18 protein-coding genes are annotated in these 25,255 nt (G+C 43.1%); 10 read left to right on the forward strand and 8 right to left on the reverse strand.

The features are described 5' to 3' along the window. Positions 1-81 precede the first annotated feature (81 nt). Positions 82-855, forward strand: a complete 774-nt coding sequence (gene mazG, locus FGM00_RS04285) for a nucleoside triphosphate pyrophosphohydrolase (RefSeq protein ID WP_138851718.1) — start codon at positions 82-84, stop codon at positions 853-855. 235 nt (positions 856-1,090) lie between these two features. On the opposite strand, the gene FGM00_RS04290 is transcribed toward mazG, so the two are convergent. The 3 genes from FGM00_RS04290 to FGM00_RS04305 all read right to left on the reverse strand — a co-directional run bounded on the left by FGM00_RS04290 (position 1,091) and on the right by FGM00_RS04305 (position 3,174). Continuing rightward, complete coding sequence (locus FGM00_RS04290) at positions 1,091-1,618, reverse strand: DUF1572 family protein (protein WP_138851719.1); 528 nt, start codon at positions 1,616-1,618, stop codon at positions 1,091-1,093. A 101-nt stretch (positions 1,619-1,719) separates the two neighbouring features. Then, positions 1,720-2,220, reverse strand: coding sequence for a peptide-methionine (R)-S-oxide reductase MsrB (gene msrB, locus FGM00_RS04295; RefSeq protein WP_138851720.1), 501 nt, complete (start codon positions 2,218-2,220; stop codon positions 1,720-1,722). 396 nt (positions 2,221-2,616) lie between these two features. Beyond that, complete coding sequence (locus tag FGM00_RS04305; RefSeq protein WP_138851722.1) at positions 2,617-3,174, reverse strand: collagen-like protein; 558 nt, start codon at positions 3,172-3,174, stop codon at positions 2,617-2,619. Positions 3,175-3,359: 185 nt separating this feature from the next. On the opposite strand from FGM00_RS04305, the gene glgB reads away from it, so the two are divergent. The 4 genes from glgB to FGM00_RS04325 all read left to right on the forward strand — a co-directional run bounded on the left by glgB (position 3,360) and on the right by FGM00_RS04325 (position 10,028). Further along, a complete protein-coding gene (gene glgB, locus FGM00_RS04310; RefSeq protein WP_138851723.1) occupies positions 3,360-5,258 on the forward strand; it encodes a 1,4-alpha-glucan branching protein GlgB in 1,899 nt (632 codons plus the stop codon). Positions 5,259-5,358: 100 nt separating this feature from the next. Then, entirely contained in the window at positions 5,359-7,758 is a 2,400-nt protein-coding gene (locus FGM00_RS04315) for a glycoside hydrolase family 31 protein (protein ID WP_138851724.1), read from the forward strand. Between the two features lie 35 nt (positions 7,759-7,793). After that, the gene (locus FGM00_RS04320; protein WP_138851725.1) at positions 7,794-8,603 is read left to right on the forward strand and encodes a M48 family metallopeptidase; all 810 of its coding nucleotides are present in this window, start codon (positions 7,794-7,796) and stop codon (positions 8,601-8,603) included. 69 nt (positions 8,604-8,672) lie between these two features. Further along, positions 8,673-10,028: an MFS transporter gene (locus tag FGM00_RS04325; RefSeq protein ID WP_138851726.1), complete on the forward strand. Its 1,356-nt coding sequence runs from the start codon at positions 8,673-8,675 to the stop codon at positions 10,026-10,028. Positions 10,029-10,067: 39 nt separating this feature from the next. On the opposite strand, the gene FGM00_RS04330 is transcribed toward FGM00_RS04325, so the two are convergent. From FGM00_RS04330 to FGM00_RS04345, 4 genes are all read right to left on the reverse strand, one after another. After that, positions 10,068-10,793 carry a head GIN domain-containing protein gene (locus FGM00_RS04330; protein ID WP_138851727.1) on the reverse strand — a complete coding sequence of 242 codons (726 nt, stop codon included), beginning with the start codon at positions 10,791-10,793 and terminating at the stop codon, positions 10,068-10,070. An 88-nt stretch (positions 10,794-10,881) separates the two neighbouring features. Then, on the reverse strand, positions 10,882-11,970 hold the full coding sequence (locus FGM00_RS04335) for a DUF4097 family beta strand repeat-containing protein (protein ID WP_138851728.1): 1,089 nt from the start codon (positions 11,968-11,970) through the stop codon (positions 10,882-10,884). Next, positions 11,948-12,505 (reverse strand): hypothetical protein, encoded by a 558-nt coding sequence (locus FGM00_RS04340; protein ID WP_138851729.1) that lies wholly within the window; start codon positions 12,503-12,505, stop codon positions 11,948-11,950. Before FGM00_RS04340 ends, FGM00_RS04335 begins: the two co-directional genes overlap by 23 nt. 2 nt (positions 12,506-12,507) lie before the next feature. Next, positions 12,508-13,059 carry an RNA polymerase sigma factor gene (locus FGM00_RS04345; protein ID WP_138851730.1) on the reverse strand — a complete coding sequence of 184 codons (552 nt, stop codon included), beginning with the start codon at positions 13,057-13,059 and terminating at the stop codon, positions 12,508-12,510. A gap of 570 nt (positions 13,060-13,629) precedes the next feature. Here FGM00_RS04345 and FGM00_RS04350 point away from each other — a divergent pair. The 3 genes from FGM00_RS04350 to cmk all read left to right on the forward strand — a co-directional run bounded on the left by FGM00_RS04350 (position 13,630) and on the right by cmk (position 21,970). Continuing rightward, on the forward strand, positions 13,630-18,402 hold the full coding sequence (locus tag FGM00_RS04350) for a PQQ-dependent sugar dehydrogenase (RefSeq protein ID WP_138851731.1): 4,773 nt from the start codon (positions 13,630-13,632) through the stop codon (positions 18,400-18,402). A gap of 386 nt (positions 18,403-18,788) precedes the next feature. Then, positions 18,789-21,239 (forward strand): endopeptidase La, encoded by a 2,451-nt coding sequence (gene lon, locus FGM00_RS04355; protein ID WP_138851732.1) that lies wholly within the window; start codon positions 18,789-18,791, stop codon positions 21,237-21,239. A 35-nt stretch (positions 21,240-21,274) separates the two neighbouring features. After that, positions 21,275-21,970, forward strand: a complete 696-nt coding sequence (cmk, locus tag FGM00_RS04360) for a (d)CMP kinase (RefSeq protein ID WP_138851733.1) — start codon at positions 21,275-21,277, stop codon at positions 21,968-21,970. 79 nt (positions 21,971-22,049) lie between these two features. Here the strand turns inward: cmk and FGM00_RS04365 are convergent, their stop codons facing one another. Further along, positions 22,050-22,430 (reverse strand): LysM peptidoglycan-binding domain-containing protein, encoded by a 381-nt coding sequence (locus tag FGM00_RS04365; RefSeq protein WP_138851734.1) that lies wholly within the window; start codon positions 22,428-22,430, stop codon positions 22,050-22,052. Positions 22,431-22,692: 262 nt separating this feature from the next. On the opposite strand from FGM00_RS04365, the gene rpsA reads away from it, so the two are divergent. Beyond that, on the forward strand, positions 22,693-24,531 hold the full coding sequence (gene rpsA, locus FGM00_RS04370; RefSeq protein WP_138851735.1) for a 30S ribosomal protein S1: 1,839 nt from the start codon (positions 22,693-22,695) through the stop codon (positions 24,529-24,531). A 158-nt stretch (positions 24,532-24,689) separates the two neighbouring features. Continuing rightward, a complete protein-coding gene (gene pyrR, locus FGM00_RS04375; RefSeq protein ID WP_138851736.1) occupies positions 24,690-25,229 on the forward strand; it encodes a bifunctional pyr operon transcriptional regulator/uracil phosphoribosyltransferase PyrR in 540 nt (179 codons plus the stop codon). The last annotated feature ends 26 nt before the right edge of the window (positions 25,230-25,255 follow it).

Below are 25,255 nucleotides of genomic sequence, written 5' to 3' on the forward strand. Positions count from 1 at the left end.
AAAATAGAATAATGGACATTTACTCCATACAAGCAACGCACCATAAGCCGACGTATTCGTATTTTTGATCAAATTTTAAGGATGAATTCCAGGGAAGAACAACTCAAAGCTTTTGACCGCTTACTCACCATCATGGACGAACTACGTGCGCAATGCCCGTGGGACAAGAAGCAAACGATGCAAAGCTTACGCCATTTGACCATCGAGGAAACCTATGAACTGGGTGACGCTATTTTGGAGAATGATTTGGAGGAAGTAAAAAAGGAACTTGGCGATGTGCTGCTTCACCTTGTTTTTTATGCCAAAATAGGCAGTGAGACAAACGATTTTGATATTGCCGATGTCTGCAATGATATCTGTGAAAAGCTCATCAATCGTCATCCGCATATTTATGGAGACGTTACCGTAGCCGACGAGGAAGACGTAAAGCGAAATTGGGAGAATATAAAATTATCAGAGGGTAAGAAAAGTGTTTTGGAGGGCGTGCCGAACAGCTTGCCGGCTTTGGTAAAGGCCAATAGGATTCAGGACAAGGTCGCAGGTGTAGGCTTCGATTGGGAAAGACCGGAACAGGTTTGGGAAAAAGTTCAGGAGGAGTTGGAAGAGTTTCAAGACGAGGTTAAAAAAGGCGATAGGCTAAAAATGGAAGCCGAATTCGGGGATGTACTCTTTTCTATGGTGAATTATGCCCGTTTTTTGGATATCAACCCTGAAAATGCCCTAGAGCGGACGAACAAAAAATTCATCAAACGCTTTCAGTATCTGGAAGGTAAGGCGAAAGGTATTGGAAAGTCCCTAAAGGAAATGACCTTGGCCGAGATGGATGTTTTTTGGGAGGAAGCAAAGAAACAGTAGGCGGTGGGCATTTGGCAGTACCGGATGGCATGCTCTCTTTTCTAAATCTCCGGGGTTGCCGTCAAGCCGTACGCAAATCATATTCCAAACCTATCAATCCCTAACCCTTGAATTCCGTTAAGTATTCCGATACGGCTGAAATGGGGTTCGCATAATCTGTGCAATTTACATTGCAGTCTTAAATTTTGGGTCTAAAAGCGCAGCGGTCTTACATCTTCAAAGGGATAGTGACGACTTATTTCCCGAACTTTTCTTTGTTGAATTTTTCCGATTCTCCTTTGGGAATCGATAGCGAAACCCAATCGTTACCTTTAATCATTTTACCCAATAAAACGATTTGTCCTACGTGGCTTGCATAGTGGGCTAATTGCCGATTGATAGCTTCAATAAGAGTATGCTTTTCATTGCGTATCAGTATAACGGAATCAAAATTGTCTTCATTGATTGCGTTCAGGGCATCGAAGACGCATTGCCACCCATTTTCCCAAGCATGCAGAATTTCGGTTTTGGTCGTGTAGGGATCGGTGAATTCCGTTTCGCGGTCGCGCCAGGATTTTTCACCGTCTTCGGTCAAGAAATTAGTCCACCTGCTACGCATATTGCCCACCATGTGCTTAACGATAATGGCGATGGAATTGTCCGAGTCTGAATGCGTCCAATAAAAATCCTTTTCTGAAAGCTGATCAAAAGTTTTATTGCCGAGCATCCGATATCTCTTAAACTCGAAAAAAGCACTCTTGATGTAATTCGCGGCCTGGCTCATGTGGCAATTTAGTCTCTAAAAAACTGGTTTGTTGAATATACTAAAATAAAAAATCCCAAATCCTTTAAGGACTTGGGATTTAGAATTTGGTGTATGATGCGCTATTTGTTGTCAGGCACGAAATCCAAGGCGACCCCATTGATACAATGGCGAAGCCCCGTAGGTTCCGGCCCGTCGTTAAAAACATGACCTAAGTGTCCGCCACAAGTGGCACAGTGTTCCTCGGTACGTTCATAACCGGTCTTATAATCGACATCGTAGGCCACATTGCCTTCGATCTCTTTATAAAAACTAGGCCACCCGGTACCGGAATCGAATTTGGTTTCACTCTTGAACACTGGCGTACCACAACCGGCGCAGACATAGGTGCCTTCGGCCTTATTGTCGAGTAAATCGCTAGTAAACGGACTCTCGGTTGCTGCTTCCCGCAATACGTAATACTCATCCTCGGCAAGCTCCGCCTTCCATTCCGCCTTCGTTTTAGTCACTTCAAATGAAGTTTCGGTCTTGGCTTCGGCTTTTGTCGCCATTTCCTCTTTTTGTGCATTGCCCTTACATCCCATAAATACAAGACATAAGCCTAGTACTATTTGCTTTATCATATGATTTTGTTTTTCTATTCGTCGCTTTTCGCTGCGTTTCCTTTCAAATTTAAGGCTTTTTCGAACTAATCTGCTCATCCTTTCGAAAGGAGTTTGAATTTAATGCGTGAACACACCATTCGCCAGCAGGAAACAAGGAATAAGCGCAAGGTATACCGATTTGGATTTGAATTTTTTACTCTAAATTTTCTCCATTCTCCATTCTCCATTCTCCATTCTCTTTTCTCTTTTCTCTTTTCTCCATTCTCCATTCTCTGTTCTCTGTTCTCCGCTTTCCGCATCGAACATACAACATCGAGCACCGCGCATCCAACATCCTGTATCCCGTCCTAAAAGAAAAACCCCGCTCTCATAGAAGAAAGCAAGGTTATCTCGTTTTGTATACAACGGAAAGGTCTAGTTCACTTTTACCCTTTGAACATCTTTTTCCTTCACGCCCAACAACTGCATCACCGCGTCTACATTACTTCGATCAAAACGGGACCCCTGAGCTTGCTCGGCAGGAATAATAGCAATTCGGAAGATTTGGTCATCGGTATCGGCAGCGGGCAGTGTGCCTATATCAAAATCGGCCTCAAGGAACATGGTCACGTCAAAAAAAGTATGCTCATAATTGTACTGTAAAAGTCCTTGGTCTAAAATTCGGGTCTGCGGCATTAGTCTCCAAATATCTACCGGGTCGCCATTAGTATCCTCGGTCTGGTCCCATAGTAGATAGACCAGAACGACATCGGTTTCAAAAACCTCTATTGACTGTGGAAACTCATAAAAAATACTATAATCACCGTCTGCATCAAATGTTCCCTGTATATCAACCACCTGACCTAGAATGTTAACACCATCAACACCATCCACACCATCCCTACCATCAAAACCGTCTAGTCCGTCCCGACCGGAACAGGAAATCACTAAAAGCGACAATAACATACTGAGATAAAAAATAGATTTTTTCATAATAACTGATTTAAATTTTTGGTTTCGACAATAATCCGGTCGATTGTGATGAGAGTTTCAAAAAGCGTTCCACTTTTTATTGTGAAACGCATTTTTTTCATTTTAGGTATAAAAACGAAAGGAATACCCCGCAAAAAATAGCTTATATCGCAAAGTTGTTTAGATTTGTCAAAATACCTAGCCACATGTCGAACGTTACAGTACATAGTCTTTTTTCCGAATTTGATATTTCGCTGTTTAAAGCTGGAAAACATTATAAACTTTATGAAAAACTAGGCTCACATCCGCTAATCGTCGATGGGGTAGCCGGAACCTATTTTGCGGTCTGGGCCCCTTCGGCGCGGTCCGTATCGGTCGTAGGGAACTTTAACCAATGGCAGGATAGTGAACACCGATTGCACGTCAGATGGGATGCCAGTGGTATTTGGGAAGGTTTTATTCCTAACATAGGCCACGGGGAAATTTACAAATACAAGATCTATTCGAACAATCATGGTGCCGTAACCGAAAAGGCGGACCCTTTTGGACGCTATTGCGAACATCCACCGAAAACCGCTTCGGTAATATGGGACTCCAATTACGAATGGAAGGACAAAAAGTGGATGGCCAACCGCAAGGAGAAGAATGCTTTAGACGCCCCTTATTCGGTCTATGAGGTCCATTTAGGTTCTTGGAAACGGAAAGAAGACAATACATTTCTATCCTATTCGGAACTTGCGGTTGATTTGGTGGAATACGTTAAGGAAATGGGTTTTACCCATGTCGAGTTTATGCCTATTATGGAATATCCTTACGACCCTTCTTGGGGATACCAGCTTACTGGATACTTTGCACCAACATCGCGATTTGGTGACCCGCAAGGTTTTAAGCAACTAGTCGATGCTCTCCACCAAGCCGATATTGGGGTTATTTTAGATTGGGTACCCTCTCATTTTCCGGAAGATGCGCACGGTTTAGGTTTTTTTGATGGCTCGCATCTGTACGAGCATCCCGACAGAAAAAGGGGATACCATCCCGATTGGAAAAGTCTCATATTCAACTACGGTAGAAACGAGGTACGCGCCTTCTTGATTAGTAACGCGCTATTTTGGTTGGATCAGTTTCATGCCGATGCCCTGAGGGTCGATGCGGTCGCCTCAATGATTTATTTGGATTATTCACGTGAAGATGGGGAATGGGACCCGAATATGTATGGGAACAACGAAAATCTGGAGGCGATGAGTCTTCTTCGGGAAATGAACGAGGCGGTCTACGGTATGTTTCCCGATGTACAGACCATCGCAGAGGAGTCAACGGCTTTCTCGGGCGTTTCGAGGCCTGTGCATTTGGGGGGTCTTGGTTTTGGTATGAAATGGATGATGGGTTGGATGCACGATACACTCGAGTATTTCAAGAAAGAACCCGTTTACCGTAAGCATCATCAAAACGATCTGACTTTCAGTATGACCTATGCATTCACCGAAAATTTTATGTTACCCTTTTCACACGATGAGGTGGTATACGGCAAACAATCGTTGGTATATCGCATGCCTGGGGATGAATGGCAACGTTTTGCCAATCTTAGGGTACTTTTTGGCTATATGTTCACCCACCCAGGAACCAACCTTATTTTTATGGGCGGGGAATTCGGACAGACCTCTGAATGGAATTTTCAACAAAGCCTTGATTGGCATTTGACCCAATACGATGGGCATTCCGGTATTCAAGAAACTATAAAAGACTTGAATAAATTATACAAAAGGTTGCCCGCGCTACATGAGAAACAGTTCAGTAGCGAAGGTTTTCAATGGATAGACTATGGCGATCACGAAAATTCGGTCTTAACGTACATCAGAAAAGGGAACGAGCCTAAGAATGATATTTATATTGCCTTGAACCTGACGCCGGTACCCCGCGAGAACTATCGTATCGGACTACCGAAAAAATCCGGGCAGGTTAAGGAAATCTTCAACAGTGACGCTAAAAAATATGGTGGCTCCGGAATGTCGAGTGCTATTTCTAAATTGACTGCAAAAGAATGGCATGGGCATAAAAAATCTATCGAAATTACCATCCCGCCTTTGAGTATTGTCATTTTTAAATAGAATTGACCGATAAAAATGCAAATTTTATCAAATGTTGCATGGCTGGTTTCGTAAATGAATTCTAATGTGTTTCTTTTGTTGTGGTTAAAAAATTGCTCCTATGATTACCAATACCGAACTTGAATACAAGGGTAACCTATACCCCAACCAAATCGTCGATTTTTCACAAGACGTAGATAAACTATATTTTACCTCTGAAAATGGTGTGGTGCTGCAAATAACGGTACTACGCAATAGTGCGCTACGGTTTCGCTACGCGACCGAGTACAACTTCGAGCCCGACTTTTCCTATGCCATTAGTGAAAAAGGCATTCGAGGGTACGACAAATTGGTTGTTTCCGAAACGAAGACCGAATATCTATTGGAAACGATTCGGATGAAGATACTGGTCGATAAAAAAACCATGCGTATCCAGATTTCGGACCCGGAAGGAAACATCATCAACGAAGATGAAATAGGTTTTCATTGGGAGGAGAACTATGAGTATGGTGGCAATACCGTGAAAATGAGCAAAATCACCCAAACTGGCGAGAGTTTTTACGGTTTGGGCGATAAGGCGATGCATTCCAATCTCAAGGGCAAACGCGTGAGCAATTGGGTAACCGATCAATACGCCTATGGTAAAGATCAGGACCCTTTGTACAAGGCCGTTCCTTTTTATGTAGGGTTGACGGAAAATAAGGCATACGGAATCTTTTTCGACAATACGTTCAAGACCCATTTCGATTTTGCGCACGAGCGTCGTAATACGACCAGTTTTTGGGCCGATGGAGGCGAAATGAATTATTATTTCATCTACGGCCCGGATGTTTCGAAGGTAGTACGCCTATATACCGATCTCACAGGAAAACCAGAACTTCCTCCTTTATGGGCCTTAGGATTTCAACAATCGAAATGGAGTTATTTTCCCGAGAGTAATGTGAAGGAAATCGCCAAGAAATTCAGGGATTTGAACATTCCCTGCGATGCGATTTATTTGGATATCGATTATATGGATGGTTTTCGCTGTTTCACTTGGGACAAAACGAAATTTCCAGACCCAAAACGAATGATTTCCGAGCTCGAGGAAGACGGCTTCAAGACGGTGGTCATGATCGATCCGGGAATTAAAGTGGATCGTGACTACTGGGTGTACCAAGAGGCCATGGAGAACGACTACTTTTGTAAACGTGGCGATGGGCCTTACATGAACGGTAAAGTATGGCCAGGAAAATGCAATTTCCCTGATTTTACCAATCCCGAAGTGCGTCAGTGGTGGGCGGAATTATACAAGGAATTTATGACCGAGCTGGGCGTACACGCCGTTTGGAACGATATGAACGAACCTGCCGTGATGGAAGTTCCTTCGAAAACCGCGCCTTTGGATACGCGCCACTACTACGAGGGGAATCCGACGACACATCGCAAGGCCCATAATATCTACGGCATGCAAATGGTGAGGGCAACATATAACGGTGTTAAAAAGCATTCGTACCCCAAACGTCCTTTTGTCATTACCAGGGCGGCCTATTCCGGAACCCAACGTTATGCGTGCACGTGGACGGGCGATAACGTGGCCACATGGGAGCATTTGTGGCTCGCCAACGTGCAGATGCAGCGCATGTGCATGAGCGGCTATTCGTTCGTCGGTTCCGATATCGGTGGTTTTGCAGAGCAACCCAACGGCGAACTGTTCGCAAGATGGATTCAACTCGGTATTTTTCATCCTTTTTGTAGAGTACACTCAAGTGGCGACCACGGTGATCAAGAACCATGGTCTTTCGATAGTGGCGTAACGGACGTAGTACGTAAATTTATTGAATTACGGTACCAATTGTTGCCTTATCTCTATACCATGTTCTATGAGTATTCGAACAATGGTATCGCCATGCTCAAGTCTTTGGTCATGTTCGATCAAGAAGACCCACAGACGCATTTCAGGACCGATGAATTTATTTTTGGGCACCAAATTTTGGTCTGTCCGATACAGGAGCCTAATGCCCAAGGCCGAAGAATGTATGTACCTAGGGGCAACTGGTATAATTTCTGGACAGATGAATTGATCAAAGGCGGTCGGGAAATGTGGGTAGATGCCGATATTGATAGTATTCCTTTATTTGTGAAGGAAGGTGCAATGATTCCGAAATACCCGGTGCAACAGTATGTAGGGGAAAAGGATATCGACCAATTGCGAATCGAAGTCTATTATAAAAATGGAATAGAGAATTCTACGGTGTACGAAGATGGCCAAGATGGCTATGACTACACCAAAGGGCGCTATAGCTTGCGTAATTTTAAACTACAGGGAAAACCGGCCCAATTGTCCATTCAGCAATATAAGGATGGTACGTTCGTAACGGACTATGAAACCATCGAATTCAAGTTTCATGGTTTGTCATTTGAAATTGGTGGCATAGAGATTGATAGTGAAAAGGTGAGTTTAGAGGACGTAAAATACGGCGAGGACCTCTCCATTCAAGTGAGCAAAAACTTTACGGTATTGCGTGTTCTCGGAAAATGATTTTTTTGTACTTTGACCGGACAAAATTATAGATAATGAAAAAAGGACTTTTAATTATAGCTATTTTTCTAGGAGTTACGGCTTGTAAAACAAATCCGTTTACAGGAAAGAGCACTTTGAACTTTTTCCCTAATAGTCAGATTTTCCCGACTGCCTTTGCACAATATGATCAGTTCTTAACGGAAAATAAGGTAGTAAAAGGTGGAGAAGATGCCGCGACCATCAAAAAAGTGGGGCAACGCATATCTTCTGCTGCTGAAAGATGGTTGACGGCCAATGGGTACGCCGGATATCTGAAAGACTACCAATGGGAATACAATCTGGTACAGGACGAAAATGTAAACGCTTGGTGTATGCCCGGTGGTAAAATCGTTTTCTATACGGGTATATTGCCCATTACGCAGACCGAGACCGGTATTGCCGTGGTCATGGGACACGAAGTGGCGCATGCCTTGGCGGACCACGGGGCACAGCGTATGAGTGCAGGAACCTTACAACAGTTGGGTGCAGTCGCCGGTAACATCGCCATAAAGGACGAGCGTACCAGAAATACCTTCAATCAGGCGTATGGTCTTGGTTCTACCGTTGGGCTCATGTTACCCTTTAGCCGAAGTCACGAGACCGAGGCAGACCGTATAGGTTTGCAGATTATGGCCATAGCCGGTTATGATCCCGCCGAAGCCTCCGAGCTCTGGAAACGAATGAAAGCTAAAAGTGGTGGTCAAGCTCCCCCGGAGTTTTTGAGTACGCACCCTTCTAACGATACACGTATCGCCAATCTGGCCAGCTGGGCACCAGCCGCTCGGGAAGAGGCGAAAAAATTCGGGGTTACCACCTTCAAATAGTAAATTCAAAGACATATTGCGTATATTTAAAACCGTTCACATAGTTGAGCGGTTTTTATTTTAAAGCGCATGGCGAAAACAGTTGCGGTAAAAGGAAGTAAGAAGTTACTGAATGCTTGGGCTTTTTACGATTGGGCCAACTCGGTCTATACGCTTACCATCGCCTCCTCAATATTCCCCATATTTTATTCTTCATTGTTCGCTACTGACGAAGAGTTGGTTTCGGCATTTGGTTATGAGATGAAGCAAACCGTGCTCATTTCGGTGATAACCGCCTTTACATTTTTGGTAGTTGCAATTTTGTCACCGCTACTTTCCGGAATCGCCGATTATGTGGGGAATAAGAAAAACTTTATGCAATTCTTCTGCTATATGGGCAGTTTTGGTTGTATTGGGCTGTATTGGTTCGATTTGGATTTCATTCATACCAGTCTTTTGTTCTATTTTATGGGCTTGTTGGGTTACTGGGGAAGTCTTGTCTTTTACAACTCTTATTTACCCGATATCGCCTATGAGGAACAACAGGATGCCATTAGTGCAAAGGGGTTTTCCTTGGGTTATTTTGGAAGCGTGCTTTTGCTGGTGCTGAATTTAGCCATGGTGATGAAACCGGAGTGGTTCGGTTTTGATATCGGCCTTACGGAACAGGAAAATAATCTGGCAAAAGTAAGGGCGATGAAGGTTTCCTTCATAACGGTCGGCCTTTGGTGGGCCCTTTTTAGCCAATATACGTTTATGGTGCTGCCCAAAGGTGTTTCTTCAGGACATAAGGTTAATAAGGATGTCGTTTTCAACGGATTTCGAGAATTGAAATCCGTATGGACACAACTGAAAGGCAATTTAAGACTCAAACGCTATTTAAATGCCTTCTTCGTATTCAGTATGGCGGTACAGACCATCATGTTGATGGCTGTTTATTTTGGTGAAAAGGAAGTAGCCTGGGCCGATGATGGGGAAAAGACCACCGGTCTTATTATCAGTATTCTCGTCATTCAGTTAGTGGCCATTCTGGGTGCTATCATCACTTCTAAGATATCGGCCAAAATCGGAAACATAAAAACGCTGATTTTGGTCAATGCCATTTGGATGTGTCTCTGCTTTTATGCCTTTTTTATGGTTACGCCAATGCAATTTTATATAGCCGCGGGATTGGTAGGGCTGGTTATGGGTGGGGTTCAAGCTTTGGCACGCTCTACTTATTCAAAATTTTTACCGGATACGGAAGACACCACATCGTACTTTAGCTTTTATGATGTTGCCGAAAAAATAGGTATCGTTATTGGTATGGTCATTTTTGCAGTCGTCGACCAGATCAGCACCATGAGATACGCCATTCTATTCTTATTCGTATTCTTTTTGATGGGAATTCTTTTGTTATTGCGCGTCCCGCAAAAAGAAAAAGCCCCTTTGACGAAAGAGGCTTGATTTTGCTGTAAAGGGTATTTCGATTGATGGCTAAACTCCCTATCCCTTTGTAATATCCCCAGACCCGGAGGCCTTCGTGTCTACTTTTGAAGGATTACCACGATAACTAATGTCACCAGAACCGGAAACCCGTGCTTTAAGCATTTTGTTGGCAGTAACCTTAATATCGGCAGAGCCTGAAATGGTGGCGTCTACATTGTCGGCCTGCAGGTCATAAGCCTTTATGTCTCCAGAACCTGAAATGCTGACCTCGAAATCTTTGGCGGAACCACTCAGGTTAATATCCCCTGAACCTGACATGGAAGTATCCAATGCATCGCACTCGATCGCCAAGGTAATGTCGCCCGAGCCCGACATCGCTGTTTTAAAGTTTCTAGCCTTTAGTGTCGTCTTGCCCACGATATCGCCGGAACCGGATAATTTCACCGCCTCGATATTTTCCACAGGAACGGTAATGCGAATCCCATCCTCCCACGAGGAAGGTCTCAAATTCACTCCTTTTTTTACTTTGATGTTCAACTGGCCGTCCTTCACCTCGGTGATAATATATTCCAATAGATTCGATTCTCCTTCCAAAGTAAGTTCACCTTCATTACCATCAACCAGGTCTACATCGAACCAACCTGCCAGCGCTACCCCGTCGTAGTCGCCAACACTTCGGTTTATTGAGACGTTATTTCCGTCTCCTTTAATTTTTTTGCCCCACTGTGCTGTGCAGGAAGCTGTTATCATTAGTACTAAACTTAGGCTCAATAGTTTTTTCATGATGAATGATTTTAGTGTTGTCCCGGTCATTTCGGAACTTGTTGATTAGTTGCCAAGAATCTATTTCCGGGCGATATTTAATTCTGATTTAATTTTTATGGAATGAAACGCCACCATAGTCGCTGGAAATGGATACTGAATTTCCAGTGTTCGCCGACCCATAGTGCCCCTTGTAATATTTGCTCGTGTTCTTTACTTCACTGATATTCATTTCAAATTCATCTTTTCCACTAACCCCGGCGTAAGAGGTTCTGATTTCAAAGCTAAAATGGTATTCGGAGTCGTAACCGACTTTTATTCCGGTATAATCTGATTTGATAAGCAGGTTTCCGGCATCGGCTGCCATTTGATCGATACGAACCGACCCGTAGTCGGCATTAATATCCACGTTGCCATGCAGTGTACCCAGATTTACATTAATGTAATCTCCGTTACCTTGAACGTTGCCCGCCTCCCCAATCTCAATTTTGCCATAATCGCTGCTATAGACCAAATTTCCCATTTTTTCTACTGCGGAATTCGTATAATCGGCATTTATGGTCAAATCTCCTGCTTTCTCTATGGTAAAGTCCGAATAATCGGCAGAAATTTTACCGCTGTTCATATATCCGATTCGTGATTTAGAGGTATAGTCGAAGTTCAGCTGATTGTTTCTTCCCCGCAATTCGCCAATGTCTAACCGACCGTAATCGCAATTGATCTTGGCATGCCCGTCAATTCTGTCGAGAATGATGCTTCCATAATCGTTATTCAAATGCACGTTGTTTTTTACGGGTACCTTTATAGTATAGTTGATTTGCATGTTCACCTTGGTGTTGTTTCCCCAACCCCAACTGCTCCTGTTGTTGTCAAAAATGGTTTTTGCCGAGACCATGCTGGCACTATTATCAAAATTAACGGTAATCTCATCCAATTTTCGTTGTACTTTTTCCTCGTTATTGCCATTGGTCTTGATGTGCACTTCGATCAATACACGATTCTCGGTCCAAGAGGTGATGTTCAGGTTGCCGTAGCTATTATCTACTTTGAGCAGGGCATCGGCATTTACGTTAAATTCTTTTTTGATTGTTTTCTCCTTAGTATACTTGCCCTTAGGTTTGCCATTGTGGGCAAATAGGGTTATCGGCGCTACCAAGAAAAGTACGGTCGCAATTTTAAATAGTAAAATTCGTATCATTTTGTTTTTTTAAATTTTTTATGGTTTCCGTCTTGTTCAAGACATCTTGTAAAAGGTCTATCCGGGTTTGAAAATTGGTAATCATCGCACTTAAGATTAATTTGCTGTTTCCACCGTCCAGTAAATCCTTTTCCAATTTTTTGTAATCGACTTTCAGTTTTTGCAACTGTTTCATGGTGTCATCGATCAATTGCTCGGTCTCAGGCGTACTCTGGCTTTGTAAACTTGTTATCCGCTCTTCTATAAGGCTGGCGAAATAATATTCGGTATTGGCTACCTCCGGCGAAATGTTGGCCACTTGCTCTTCCAATGTCGGGGGCGTACGATTGAATATACCGATACCTATTGCGATGAGCACTGCAAAAGATGCCGCGATCGATAAGGGTTTGTACCATTTCTTGGTCCTACGTATTGGTGTCGCTTCCCCTACGGTTTCCAATCGTCGCAGGAACCGTTCTCTATGCCCTGTTTCCGGTGTTTCCGTATCAAGAGCACCATTAGCCTTGTTCAATAATCGTTCTATTTCCTTATACATAACTAAACAGTTGTTAATCTCTTACGCAAACTTTCTTTGGCCCTTGAAATCGTTGTTCTGCAATTGGCGTAACTAATGTTCATGATCGAACTTATTTCTTCATAGTCATACCCTTCCACTAAATGTAAGGTCAAAGAAAGTCTGTAATTGTCTTTAAGCGAACGCATGGTTTCCATCACTTTTTGAGCCTTCAGTTCAGTCACCATATGATCTGAGACGACTGCGTCATTATCTTCGACCTTGTACATTAGATCATCCAGTGCAACTTCGTTTTTCTTTCGTTGTTTTCTGTAATGATAAATACTGTTGTTTATTACGATTCGCTTTAACCAAGCCCCGAAGGTTACTTCGCCTTTGAACGTGTGCAGTTTCGTAAACGCGTTTAAAAACGATTCCTGCATGACATCTTCGGCTTCGGCGCTGTCTTTTACGATTCGTAGCGATGTATTGTACATTGCCTTGTAATAGCGATCGTAAATTTCTAATTGTGCACTTTGTTTTCCTTTTAAACACAATTGCAATAAAACATCAATATGTTCTTTTTTGTGGCTCAAAAAATAGATGGTTTGTTAAAAAGAGAAGACAATGTATGGATTGTTACAGTTTTAATCGAAAAAATATGAGCTACCGAGTATTTTGATGTTTGAAATATTCGGAATTAGCCCGCAAATGCTTCGTTTTTACGAGTAACACTGCTGTACGCTTTATCGCAACTAGCGGTGAATGCCTTGTTTTTATTCTTCGAATTGGGGCAAAGCTATTTGAAATACGGTTTACAGGGAAATGTATTTTTTTGGATGTAAGGAATCCGAGATGAACTTGGCGGATACTGAAATTTTATCGAAACTATGACAAAGTGCTATTCTTCATTTCGATATAGAGTGGTTCGTTTCAATAAACTCAAATTTTATTTGTGGGAAATACATGATTCGGTTTTCGGATAACTCACACGTAAAAATGAATGGACTTCCAATGGATGTTAAGAAATGTTAATTTTTAATGGTTTTCATCGAATAATTTAACTAATCAGAAATCCGAAACATCCTTTTCGTGTATTTCAACGTATTAAATATGTATTTAATCGACTATTCGAGAATCCCCCAACTATATTGAAACCCCACATTATGAAAAAAATTACTTTGTTGATTGCCCTGGTTGTGTGTGCCCTAAACTCACTAAACGCCCAGGACCCGGTAACCTATGAACAAGCTTTCCCTAATCTCTCCTTTGAATATCCAGTTGAAATCCAAAACGCAAAAGACGGTAGTAATCGGATTTTTGTGGTGGAGCAATCCGGTAGGATAAAGGTATTTCAGAACACGAGCAGCACTACGCAGCAGCAGGTCTTTTTGGACCTTCGTAGTCAAATTAGTTTTTCGGCCGGTCAGGAAATCGGTCTTTTAGGCCTTGCCTTTCATCCGAATTACTCATCGAACGGATATTTTTACGTATACCACACGCGTAGCAGTAGTATTTCCGGTATCAACACCGAAATGGTATTGGCGCGGTATCAGGTAAGCTCTAATTCGAACGCTGCCAACCCCTCAAGTAGGGTCGAGATTTTTAGTTTTGATAAAAATCAGGTGCATTCGAACCACAACGGTGGAAAAATAGAATTTGGCCCTGATGGGTACCTTTACGTGTCCATAGGTGATGGTGGCGGTGGCGGTGATCCTCAGGGAAATGCGCAGAACTTGAACTCTATTTTCGGGAGTATTCTTAGAATAGATATAGATGTTGATGGAAATAATCCTTTGGAGAACAATCCCGATGCACCGAATGGCCGATATGAAATTCCTTCCGATAATCCGAGGGTAGGACAAAGCGGACTTGATGAGCTTTATGCTTGGGGTATTCGCAACACTTGGAAATTTTCTTTCGACAACGCTACCAACCGTCTCTGGGGCGGCGACGTAGGACAAGGTTTGGAGGAAGAAATCAATATCATACAAAAGGGCGGTAATTACGGCTGGCGCAGGTACGAAGGCACGAGGACGTACAGCAGCTCCAGCTTGGTAACCTCACCTGATATCAAGCCTGTTTACAGATATACCCATAGTAATGGGGATTTATCGATTACGGGGGGGTACGTGTATCGCGGGAGCAGTACGAATACTGCGCTTCAGGGCAAATATGTGTATGGGGACTTCGTTTCCGGTAGGGTTTGGGCGTTGGACTATAATGGCAGTACGGCATCTTCAAGTCTATTGTTCAGGACAAGTGGGCTAAATGTCAGTAGTTTCGGTTTGGATGAAGCGGGTGAACTTTATTTTAGTAGCTACGGAACTTCTGCAAAGATCTATAAAATAGTTGGTGGAAACGAGCCCGTTGGACCCACTACCGTGGCGGTAGATGGCGTCGGTGATTGGAAGGAACTCGATAATGGAACCAATGGCATCGTTGAAGCAGTCGTTACTAAAGGTGATAATATATATGTAGGAGGTAGCTTTTCTTCCGCGGGAGGTACAAGTGCAAGCAATATTGCTTGGTATAACAAGAACAGTGGATGGCGAAACTTATCCAGTGGTGCCAACGGCACGATCTACGCTTTGGCAATCGCGTCCGATGGAAAACTTTACGTCGGTGGAACATTCACATCCATAGGAGGTGTCGCTGCTCGGAATGTAGCCGTCTGGAATGGTTCTTCATGGTCTGCTTTGAGTTCGGGAACGAATGGAAAGGTAGCCAAAATCGGGATTGATGGAAACAATAACATGTATGTCGGGGGTGCTTTTAGCACGGCCGGGGGAATCTCGGTCAATAACATTGCCCGGTGGAGCAGTGGTAGTTGGGCTGCTTTGACCGATTCGGGTACTTCGGTGTCGGGAACGAACAATGAAATCAGGGCGATTGCTTTTGACACCAACAATACGTTGTATGTCGGTGGAAATTTTGATAATGCCGGGGGTAGGACCGCAAATCGTATTGCAACGTGGAATGGCAGTAATTGGGGTACTTTAGGGTCAGGCACCAGTGGGTTTGTTCAGGCCATAGTAGTCACTTCACAATCCATCTATGCAGGGGGTAATTTTACTCAGGCCGGAGGTAAAACGGTGAATAGAATCGCGAGATGGGTTAGAAGTTCCAGCACGTGGAACGCCATGGGTAACGGGGTAAGTGGAAATGTAAATGCGTTGGATTTTGATGGTACTTACGTCTACGTCGGTGGTAATTTCGAGACAGCGGCAAACGATGCGAGTACTAATTTCATTATGAAGGGCATGGCTCGTTGGAGTGCCGGTCAAGCTTGGCAGGCCTTAGGCCCCGGCAAGAGTGTGGGTACGAATAATATTGTCAATGATTTAGACCTATCCGATACCAATGAGCGCCTGTATGTAGGCGGGAATTATGGTGTAGCGGGGAATGTTTCCGCGAGCAATATGGGTATTTGGTCTTCTCAAGGTTTTGATTGTAGCGATGAGGCATTGACTACGGAATACCGAATTAACGGCACATGGTCCAGCGGAGAAGCTACCATTACGGTTGATGAAGGGGATACGGTAGTTCTTAGCCTGTTACCGAACGACTTGAGTTTTACGGTAACTTCACCCAGTGGTAATTCGGTAAGCGGGGATTATGACTTGGGTACCGTTACCGAAAGTGAAGCAGGAAGCTACACGTTTACGACCTCCGGAGGTTGTACTACATCTTTAAACCTAGTGGTGAACAATAATAATCCTTGTACTGAAGACAGTGTTCGTCCGGAATACCGTTTGAACGGGGGTTCATGGACTGCTGCAGGCTCCAAAATAATTGTTGATGAAGGTGATATTGTCGTTTTAGGCATAAAGCCGGATGGCACTAGTTTTACAATCACCTTGCCTAATGGTCAATCAGTTAATAATGACTATTCGATAGACGGCATAACCCCGGCTCAAGAGGGAATATATGCATTTACGACAACAGAGGGTTGCACGGCCAATTTGGAAATAGAGGTTAATGAGGATACCACTGTCAATTGTACGGCCTCTAGTGTCATTCCCGAATACAGAATTGGAAGCGGCTCTTGGATTTCGGGTGATGGCCAAGTAAGTGTTGATAAAGGCACTTCTCTATCCTTAGGTATAAAACCGGACGACACAAGCTTTAGCATCTTGTTACCAAACGGGACCACCGTTAACGGCGATTACACCATAACGGATATTCAGCCTTCCCAGGCGGGAAATTATGTTTTTACCACCGATGCGGGTTGTAGTGCTACTTTCGCTATTTCCGTAATCGATGATGGCGTCGTTTGTGATGCTGGCAGTATAATTACGGAATACCAAATCAATGGTATTTGGCAGGACGGTCTTAGTAAAATAGATGTACCTGTAGGAACGCCGGTAGTACTAAGTATGCTACCCAATAATATTGGTCTTGTAATCACTAGACCCGATGGTACTACTGTAGGTGATAATTACAGTTTAGGTAACGCAACGACTGAGCAAAGTGGTATTTATACGCTGACCTCTTCCGAAGGATGTACGACTACCTTAGAAGTGAATGTATTCGACGACTCCGCTTGTGCACCAGGTACCGTTATACCCGAATATAGGCTTAACGGAGTTTGGGCTAGTGGTGAAACGAGTATAACCGTAGATGAGGGTACCGATGTTATGTTGAGCATCCTCCCGAATAGTATTGATGTTGTGATTACACTACCCAATGGAGCCAAGGTTGGGGATGATTACAGTTTAGGAAACATCACCGTTGCCAATGCAGGCACTTATCTTTTTGAAACTCCCGACGGGTGTACTGCGAGCCTATTACTTGTAGTACCGGATAATGAGAATTGTCCTGAAGGTAGTATAATTAACGAGTATCGAATCGATGGTACATGGGCCAGCGGAAATGAAATTTTAAATGTCACCGAAGGTACCGAGGTCGCTTTGAGCATGTTGCCAAACAATGTTCCGGTAACGATAACTACACCTAGTGGAGAGGAATTTGGAGATAACTATGATTTAGGGGCTGTTGTGATGGAGCAGAGTGGAATTTATGTTTTAGAGACTAGAGACGGTTGTGTTAGTACTATTACCCTTGTAGTTAGAGAAGATATCGATCCTTGTGCAAGTAGCGGTATCATTCCAGAATATCGGATTGATGGTGTATGGCTCGATGGGGACGACCAAATTACTGTTGATGAGGGTACGAATGTTATGTTAAGTATGTTACCGAATTATGTGGATGTTACCATTACGACGCCCAATGGAGCTATAGTCGGAGATGACTATGCACTCGGGAACGTTACACCTAGTCAAAGCGGTGTTTACACATTGGATACCGGCGACGGTTGTACCCAGACCATAACATTGAATGTTCGGGACTTACCAAATTGTGACGCCGACAGTGTCGTCCCGGAATACCGGTTAAATGGCGTTTGGCAAAGTGGAGCGAATTATCTTAATATTAAACAAGGTACTGAGGTAGTGCTGAGCATCCTTAACAATGATGTGGGCATGACGATTACCTTACCAGACGGACGTAAATTTGGAAATGACTATAATTTAGGAAACTTTACCTCGGCGAAAAATGGTATTTATGTACTTACCTCTTCCTTAGGTTGCAAAACTACTTTAGAACTGTACGCTACTGCCGAGCCAGGTTCTAGAATAATTGTACCGAATAGCTCTTCTGTAGATTTTTTACCATCAAATGACGCGGGTAGTGCCATCAGTGCATTCCCGAATCCTACGACTGATTTAGTTACGGTTGGTGTCAGGGGTCTTTCAAATAAAGGATTTACGCTTATCGTATCCGATATGGGTCAGCAACAATTGATGACGGAGGAATATGATGCGAATCATGCCGACCAGATACAGGTCGATTTGAGTAATTTCAGTTCTGGTATCTATATTTTGAATTTTAAGGAAACGGATGGCAGGGTACGAACGCAAAGAGTAATTAAAAATTGATAGATTCATCTAAATTCCAATAATTTCAGCGAGCGGCGTTCAAATAAGCTAACCCCTTTCGGATAATATCCGGAAGGGGTTTTTGTTTCTGTTTTAGGTTCGATATTCAAAATGATTACTTGCCTCCAAAAAACACTTCCTTAATATTTACGAGGCAAGACCTATAATCGCTGGATGGATTTACTGGAATATGACCACTAAAATGCTAGATAAGAAAACAGGGATTCTTCGAAATAGCTTTGAATGGCACAACAATTGTCCTTATTGTTTTGTGTCGGTGTTCTATACCCCTGTTCACGTTGGTATTTAGGGCATATGACTTCAAAAAATATAAAAAGCGTTTAATGGATTTCTGTTTTTAATGACAGAATGACCGAAATATACTTATGGGAAATTCTAAATTTTCAAATTTTGACAATTTGTCTTTGCATACCTTCGATGAAGATGCAGAATTGATTCCTTTGCTTACTGCGGAGGATGAAGAGCAGATGAACAACGAGAATCTACCGGAAACTTTACCGATACTTCCATTACGGAATACGGTCTTGTTTCCAGGCGTGGTCATTCCTATTACGGCGGGCAGGGATAAATCCATTAATCTGATCAAAGATGCGAACAATGGTTCGAAGGTCATCGGGGTGGTTTCCCAAAAAGACGAGGACACTGAAAATCCAGATGTAGACGATATCAATACGTTGGGTACGGTGGCCAAAATATTAAGAGTGCTGCAAATGCCCGATGGCAATACTACGGTCATCATACAAGGTAAAAAACGTTTCGAAGTCGCAGAAGTGCTCACAAAAAAGCCATATCTGACTGCTACCGTTAGAGATACGAAAGAAGAGAGACCTGCGGAGAACGATCAGGAATTTTTGGCGATTATCGAAACTATAAAAGATCTGTCGCTCAAAATCATCAAGAACAACCCGAATATACCGAGCGAGGCTTCCTTCGCCATAAAGAATATTCAAAGCAATTCGTTTCTGATCAATTTTGTTTCTTCTAACCTGAATTTGAATGTTAAGGAAAAGCAGCGTCTGTTGGAAATCGGAAGCCTTCAGGATAGGGCGCTGGCTACCCTCAAGTACATGAATGTTGAGTTGCAGCAGTTAAAACTGAAGAACGATATCCAATCCAAGGTTCGGAACGATATGGATCAGCAGCAACGGGAGTACTTTCTTCACCAACAAATGAAGACGATTCAGGAAGAGCTGGGCGGGGTATCCTATGATGAGGAAATCGACGAAATGCGGGCACGCGGCAAGAAGAAGAAATGGGGCAAAAAGGTGTCGGAACACTTTTACAAGGAGTTGTCTAAAATGCAACGGATGAATCCGCAAGTTGCGGAATACTCCATCCAAAGAAATTATTTGGACCTATTTTTAGATTTGCCATGGAACGAGTTTTCCAAGGATAAGTTCGACCTTAAACGCGCTCAAAAAATATTGGACCGAGACCATTACGGTCTGGAGGACGTAAAAAGAAGAATTATAGAATATTTGGCCGTGTTGAAGCTCCGAAACGACATGAAATCGCCTATTTTATGCTTATACGGCCCACCTGGGGTCGGTAAGACCTCATTAGGTAAATCGGTCGCCGAAGCACTCGGAAGGGAATATGTACGCATGTCCTTAGGTGGCCTAAGGGATGAGGCAGAAATTCGTGGGCACCGAAAAACCTATATCGGGGCCATGCCGGGTAGGATCATTCAGAGTCTGAAAAAAGCGGGTACTTCCAACCCCGTGTTCATTTTGGATGAAATAGATAAGTTGAGCAACAGCCATCAAGGGGACCCTTCTTCGGCGATGTTGGAAGTACTGGATCCGGAACAAAATAGCGAGTTTCATGACAATTTCCTTGAAATGGGCTACGACCTGTCGAAGGTAATGTTCATCGCTACCGCAAACAATCTGTCTACCATTCAACCGGCGCTTCGGGACCGTATGGAAATCATAAATGTCACGGGCTATACCATAGAGGAAAAAGTTGAAATTGCAAAAAGGCACTTGTTACCCAAACAATTGAAAGAACACGGGTTGGCACCCAAGCATTTGAAAATCGCCAAACCCCAAATGGAGAAAATAGTAGAGGGCTACACGAGGGAATCTGGTGTACGATCGCTCGAAAAGCAAATTGCGAAAATGGTTCGCTATGCGGCTAAGTCCATTGCCTTTGAAGAGGAATACGATCTTAAGGTAAGCAATGCTATTATTGAAAAAGTATTGGGCCCTGCGCGCTTAGAACGGGATAAATACGAAAATAATCAGGTTGCCGGTGTCGTTACGGGATTGGCTTGGACCAGCGTGGGCGGAGACATTCTCTTTATTGAATCGATTCTTTCGAAAGGGAAGGGGCAACTAAATATCACCGGAAACCTGGGTAAGGTGATGAAGGAGTCGGCAACCATTGCTATGGAATACATTAAATCGAATGCGGAGCGTTTTCAAATAGACTCAGAAATTTTTGGCAAATATAATGTGCACGTGCATGTGCCCGAAGGCGCTACCCCAAAAGACGGCCCTAGTGCGGGTGTTACCATGCTCACCTCATTGGTATCGCTCTTTACGCAGCGCAAGGTTAAAAAGAGTCTGGCGATGACGGGAGAAATCACATTGAGAGGCAAAGTACTTCCAGTAGGGGGTATCAAGGAAAAGATTCTCGCTGCAAAAAGAGCGCGGATAAAAGAAATTATCCTATGTAAGGATAATGAGAAGGATGTTCTCGAAATCAAGGAAGATTATCTGAAAGGGCTAACTTTTCACTACGTGTCCGATATGCACGAGGTCATCGACATCGCCATCCTAGATCAAAAAGTGAAGAAGGCTAAGAAACTTTAATTCCGAATTCAGGATTTTAAGGGTATTTTTAAGTCATGGGAAAAATCACCATAGCCATAGATGGCTATTCTTCTACGGGAAAGAGCACATTGGCCAAACAGCTGGCGAAATCCTTGGGCTATATTTATGTAGACACGGGTGCCATGTATAGGGCAGTCACACTTTTTGCATTGCGCAAGAAGTATATAAATGAGAAAGGTACCGATGAAGATGCGCTCATTACCTCATTGCCGCAGATACGGCTTCAGTTTAAATTCAATGACGATTTGGGCTATGCCGAAATGTACTTGAACGGAGAGAATGTAGAGCAGGAAATTCGAAAGCTTGAGGTTTCTAGATATGTCAGTAAAATTTCCGTTGTCGAAGCGGTGCGGGACAAATTAGTGGCAATGCAACGCGAAATGGGAAAGGAAAAAGGCCTGGTTATGGATGGTCGCGATATCGGTACCGTTGTATTTCCCGACGCGGAACTTAAAATTTTTATGACCGCCTCGGCGGACGCCAGGGCGGCAAGACGTTACAAAGAGCTGTTGGACAAAGGAGAAGAAATCACGTATGCCGATGTACTGAAAAATGTAAGGGAGCGTGATCATATCGACTCTAATAGAAAACATTCCCCACTGAGAAAGGGAGACGATGCCATTGAATTGGACAATACCGACATGGGGCTTCAAGAGCAATTCGAACGCATTCTGAACTTCGCGAAACGGGTTATTGAAAAGGCACCATAAGAAATACCGGCGCAAAATAGGATGCGCCGGTATTCTTGTTCTTGTAGATTACCTAATTAAAGGCGAATAATCCAGCGGATTACGGATTCGGAATGACCAGAACTTGGTCCGGATGAATCACATCTGCACTTTTAAGGATATTGGTGTTCGCCTCAAAAATTTTCTGATATTTCATAGCGTCGCCATAATAATGCTTGGCGATTTTGCTCAACGATTCCCCACTAGCCACGGTATGTCTGTGATATACAGAACTATCCGAGACAGTTATGTTGGCTTTGATATCGGAGGCATTTTCACCACCCAATTGTTTTATTTTGTCCCATAGAAGATCTTTTTCGTATGGGGTGTTGGCCTCTCCTTTTATTTTAAGCACACCATTTTCCTCGGTAACGTTACCATCCTTTATTCCTAGTTGCTCGCCAAGGTTCAAAACCCCTTGGTACTTTGCTTTAACACTCATAAGTAATTTGTTTATTAACGGTTATTAAATGAAAAGGTAATATAGTGATTCTTACAGAATTTACGGATAAAATCGGTAAAATAGTCCGGTAGATTCAACCTTATCGTTAATTGATTGGTAAAACGAAGGAAATAATGTATTTTTGCACTCCTTTTTTACGGCAGCGTCAAGAGAAAAAGGGAAATTAAAAAGAAACTTATAACAACTTCTATGGTTGCCGTTTAGCTCTTGGGAAATCGTAGAATACAAAAATTAATCAGCAATGGCTGAAGAAAACAAAGAGGCCCAAGTAGAGGAAACTACTGCGGCACCAGCAGAAAAAGTAGCAGAAGCTCCTGCTCAAGACCCACAGGAATTTTTAGAAAATTTTAATTGGGAAAAATACGAGCAGGGTATCGAACGTGTCGAGGATTCCAAATTGGAAGAGTTCGAAAAGTTGGTTACCGAGAATTTCGTGGATACTGCCGATGAAGAGGTCGTAACGGGAACGGTAGTTTACTTGACCGATCGTGAAGCGATCATTGATATCAACGCAAAATCGGAAGGGGTTATCTCCTTGAATGAATTTCGATACAATCCAGACCTCAAGGTTGGTGACAACGTAGAGGTACTTATAGATATTCGTGAAGACAAAAGCGGCCAGTTGGTACTTTCGCATAGAAAAGCGAGAACTATCATGGCTTGGGAACGCGTAAACAAGGCACATGACAACGAAGAAGTGGTCAGTGGTTTTGTGAAATGTAGAACGAAAGGAGGAATGATCGTCGATGTATTTGGTATCGAGGCGTTCTTGCCCGGTTCGCAGATCGATGTAAAACCGATTCGTGACTACGATCAGTACGTTAACAAAACCATGGAATTCAAAGTGGTGAAAATAAACCATGAATTCAAAAACGTGGTCGTATCGCACAAAGCGTTGATCGAGGCTGATATCGAAGAGCAGAAAAAAGAAATCATCAGTCAGCTTGAAAAAGGACAGGTACTGGAAGGTGTTGTGAAAAACATCACTTCTTACGGCGTCTTTATCGATTTGGGTGGTGTTGACGGTTTGGTTCACATTACCGATCTTTCTTGGAGCAGAATCAATCACCCGAACGAGGTTGTTGATCTAGACCAGAAATTGAATGTGGTCATCCTTGACTTTGATGAGAACAAATCAAGAATCCAATTAGGATTGAAGCAGCTTGAAAAGCATCCGTGGGAGGCATTGAGCGATGAGATTAAAATAGGTGACAAGGTGAAAGGTAAAGTAGTCGTTATTGCCGATTACGGTGCATTTATCGAAGTGGTTGAAGGTGTAGAAGGATTGGTACACGTTTCTGAAATGTCTTGGTCTACCCACTTGCGTTCGGCACAAGACTTTGTAAAAGTTGGTGACGAGATCGAAGCGGTAGTATTGACCTTGGATCGCGAAGATCGGAAGATGTCGTTGGGTGTGAAACAATTAACACCAGACCCATGGACTGATATTACTACGAAGTATCCTGTAGGTTCTAGACATGAAGGTATTGTGAGAAACTTTACCAACTTTGGCGTTTTCGTAGAGTTGGAAGAAGGTATCGACGGTTTGATTTACATTTCTGACCTTTCATGGACCAAGAAAATAAAACACCCATCTGAATTTGTTACCGTTGGTGACAAAATCGAGGTTGAGGTATTGGAATTGGATGTTGATGGTCGTAAGTTGAGTTTGGGCCATAAACAAACCACCGAAAACCCTTGGGACAAGTATGAAACCGAGTTTGCTTTAGGTACGGTTCACAAAGGATCGCTTACCGAGATTGTTGATAAAGGTGCGACTATAGATTTCAACGATGACATTACGGCATTTATCCCGCAACGTCATTTAGAGAAAGAAGATGGTAAGAAGCTTGGAAAAGGCGAAGAAGCCGAATTCAAGATTATCGAATTCAACAAAGACTTTAAACGTGTGGTTGCGAGTCATACAGCAATTTTCCGAGAGGAAGAAGAGCGAAATGTACGCTCAGCGGTCAAACGTCAGTCAAAAGCAAGTGACGAAGCGAAACCTACTTTGGGTGACGCAAACGAAGCGTTGCAAGCATTGAAAGAAAAAATGGAGGCCGGCGCTAAGAAAAAGTAAGTCGTTTCATTTTCTGAAATAGTAAAGCCTCGACCATTTGGTTGGGGCTTTTTGTTTGTTGAAACCCATAAGGAGTTTCCAATAGAAGTCTTTTATATCTTGTGGCGAAGCGGTCTTTTGTCTATTTTTGCTCTACTAAAGTATCGATGTCATAACCCATGGGTCAAAAAGTACTCCTTTCTTCCAAAGAAATCAACATCATACTCCATCGTTTGGCTTGCCAGCTTCTCGAAAACCACCTCGACTTTAAGGACACTGTATTAATAGGTATTCAGCCCCGAGGCACCTTCGTTGCCCAAAGGTTGGTAAAGATTTTACGGGAAGAATACAAGGTAAAAGAGGTGAAAGCGGGTTTTTTGGATATTACCTTCTACAGGGATGATTTTCGGAGAGGGGATAAGCCGTTGGAAGCAACGCAGACCAAAATAGATTTTATTATAGAGGATAAGAATGTCGTTCTGATCGACGATGTACTGTATACCGGTAGGAGTATAAATGCCGCTTTGACGGCGATACAATCTTTCGGAAGACCCAAGGACGTAGAACTGCTCACCTTGATCGATAGGCGATTTAGCAGGCACCTGCCCATTCAACCCAATTATAGGGGACGACAGGTTGATGCGATCAACAATGAAAAAGTAAGGGTGATGTGGAAGGAAAACGACGGTAAGGATGAAATATACCTGATTGATAGATGAGCTTGAAATTTGGTCCGTATGAGCGA

Source organism: Aggregatimonas sangjinii (assembly GCF_005943945.1).
GTDB classification, from domain to species: domain Bacteria; phylum Bacteroidota; class Bacteroidia; order Flavobacteriales; family Flavobacteriaceae; genus Pelagihabitans; species Pelagihabitans sangjinii.

What these genes read in the sequence shown, in the direction of transcription:
- mazG (WP_138851718.1), top strand. Translation starts at nt 82, where the DNA reads ATGAATTCCAGGGAAGAACAACTCAAAGCTTTTGACCGCTTACTCACC.
- FGM00_RS04305 (WP_138851722.1), bottom strand. Translation starts at nt 3,174, where the DNA reads ATGAAAAAATCTATTTTTTATCTCAGTATGTTATTGTCGCTTTTAGTG.
- FGM00_RS04325 (WP_138851726.1), top strand. Translation starts at nt 8,673, where the DNA reads ATGGCGAAAACAGTTGCGGTAAAAGGAAGTAAGAAGTTACTGAATGCT.
- FGM00_RS04350 (WP_138851731.1), top strand. Translation starts at nt 13,630, where the DNA reads ATGAAAAAAATTACTTTGTTGATTGCCCTGGTTGTGTGTGCCCTAAAC.
- msrB (WP_138851720.1), bottom strand. Translation starts at nt 2,220, where the DNA reads ATGATAAAGCAAATAGTACTAGGCTTATGTCTTGTATTTATGGGATGT.
- FGM00_RS04290 (WP_138851719.1), bottom strand. Translation starts at nt 1,618, where the DNA reads ATGAGCCAGGCCGCGAATTACATCAAGAGTGCTTTTTTCGAGTTTAAG.
- cmk (WP_138851733.1), top strand. Translation starts at nt 21,275, where the DNA reads ATGGGAAAAATCACCATAGCCATAGATGGCTATTCTTCTACGGGAAAG.
- pyrR (WP_138851736.1), top strand. Translation starts at nt 24,690, where the DNA reads ATGGGTCAAAAAGTACTCCTTTCTTCCAAAGAAATCAACATCATACTC.
- FGM00_RS04340 (WP_138851729.1), bottom strand. Translation starts at nt 12,505, where the DNA reads ATGTATAAGGAAATAGAACGATTATTGAACAAGGCTAATGGTGCTCTT.
- FGM00_RS04335 (WP_138851728.1), bottom strand. Translation starts at nt 11,970, where the DNA reads ATGATACGAATTTTACTATTTAAAATTGCGACCGTACTTTTCTTGGTA.
- rpsA (WP_138851735.1), top strand. Translation starts at nt 22,693, where the DNA reads ATGGCTGAAGAAAACAAAGAGGCCCAAGTAGAGGAAACTACTGCGGCA.
- FGM00_RS04330 (WP_138851727.1), bottom strand. Translation starts at nt 10,793, where the DNA reads ATGAAAAAACTATTGAGCCTAAGTTTAGTACTAATGATAACAGCTTCC.
- FGM00_RS04315 (WP_138851724.1), top strand. Translation starts at nt 5,359, where the DNA reads ATGATTACCAATACCGAACTTGAATACAAGGGTAACCTATACCCCAAC.
- lon (WP_138851732.1), top strand. Translation starts at nt 18,789, where the DNA reads ATGGGAAATTCTAAATTTTCAAATTTTGACAATTTGTCTTTGCATACC.
- FGM00_RS04365 (WP_138851734.1), bottom strand. Translation starts at nt 22,430, where the DNA reads ATGAGTGTTAAAGCAAAGTACCAAGGGGTTTTGAACCTTGGCGAGCAA.
- FGM00_RS04320 (WP_138851725.1), top strand. Translation starts at nt 7,794, where the DNA reads ATGAAAAAAGGACTTTTAATTATAGCTATTTTTCTAGGAGTTACGGCT.
- glgB (WP_138851723.1), top strand. Translation starts at nt 3,360, where the DNA reads ATGTCGAACGTTACAGTACATAGTCTTTTTTCCGAATTTGATATTTCG.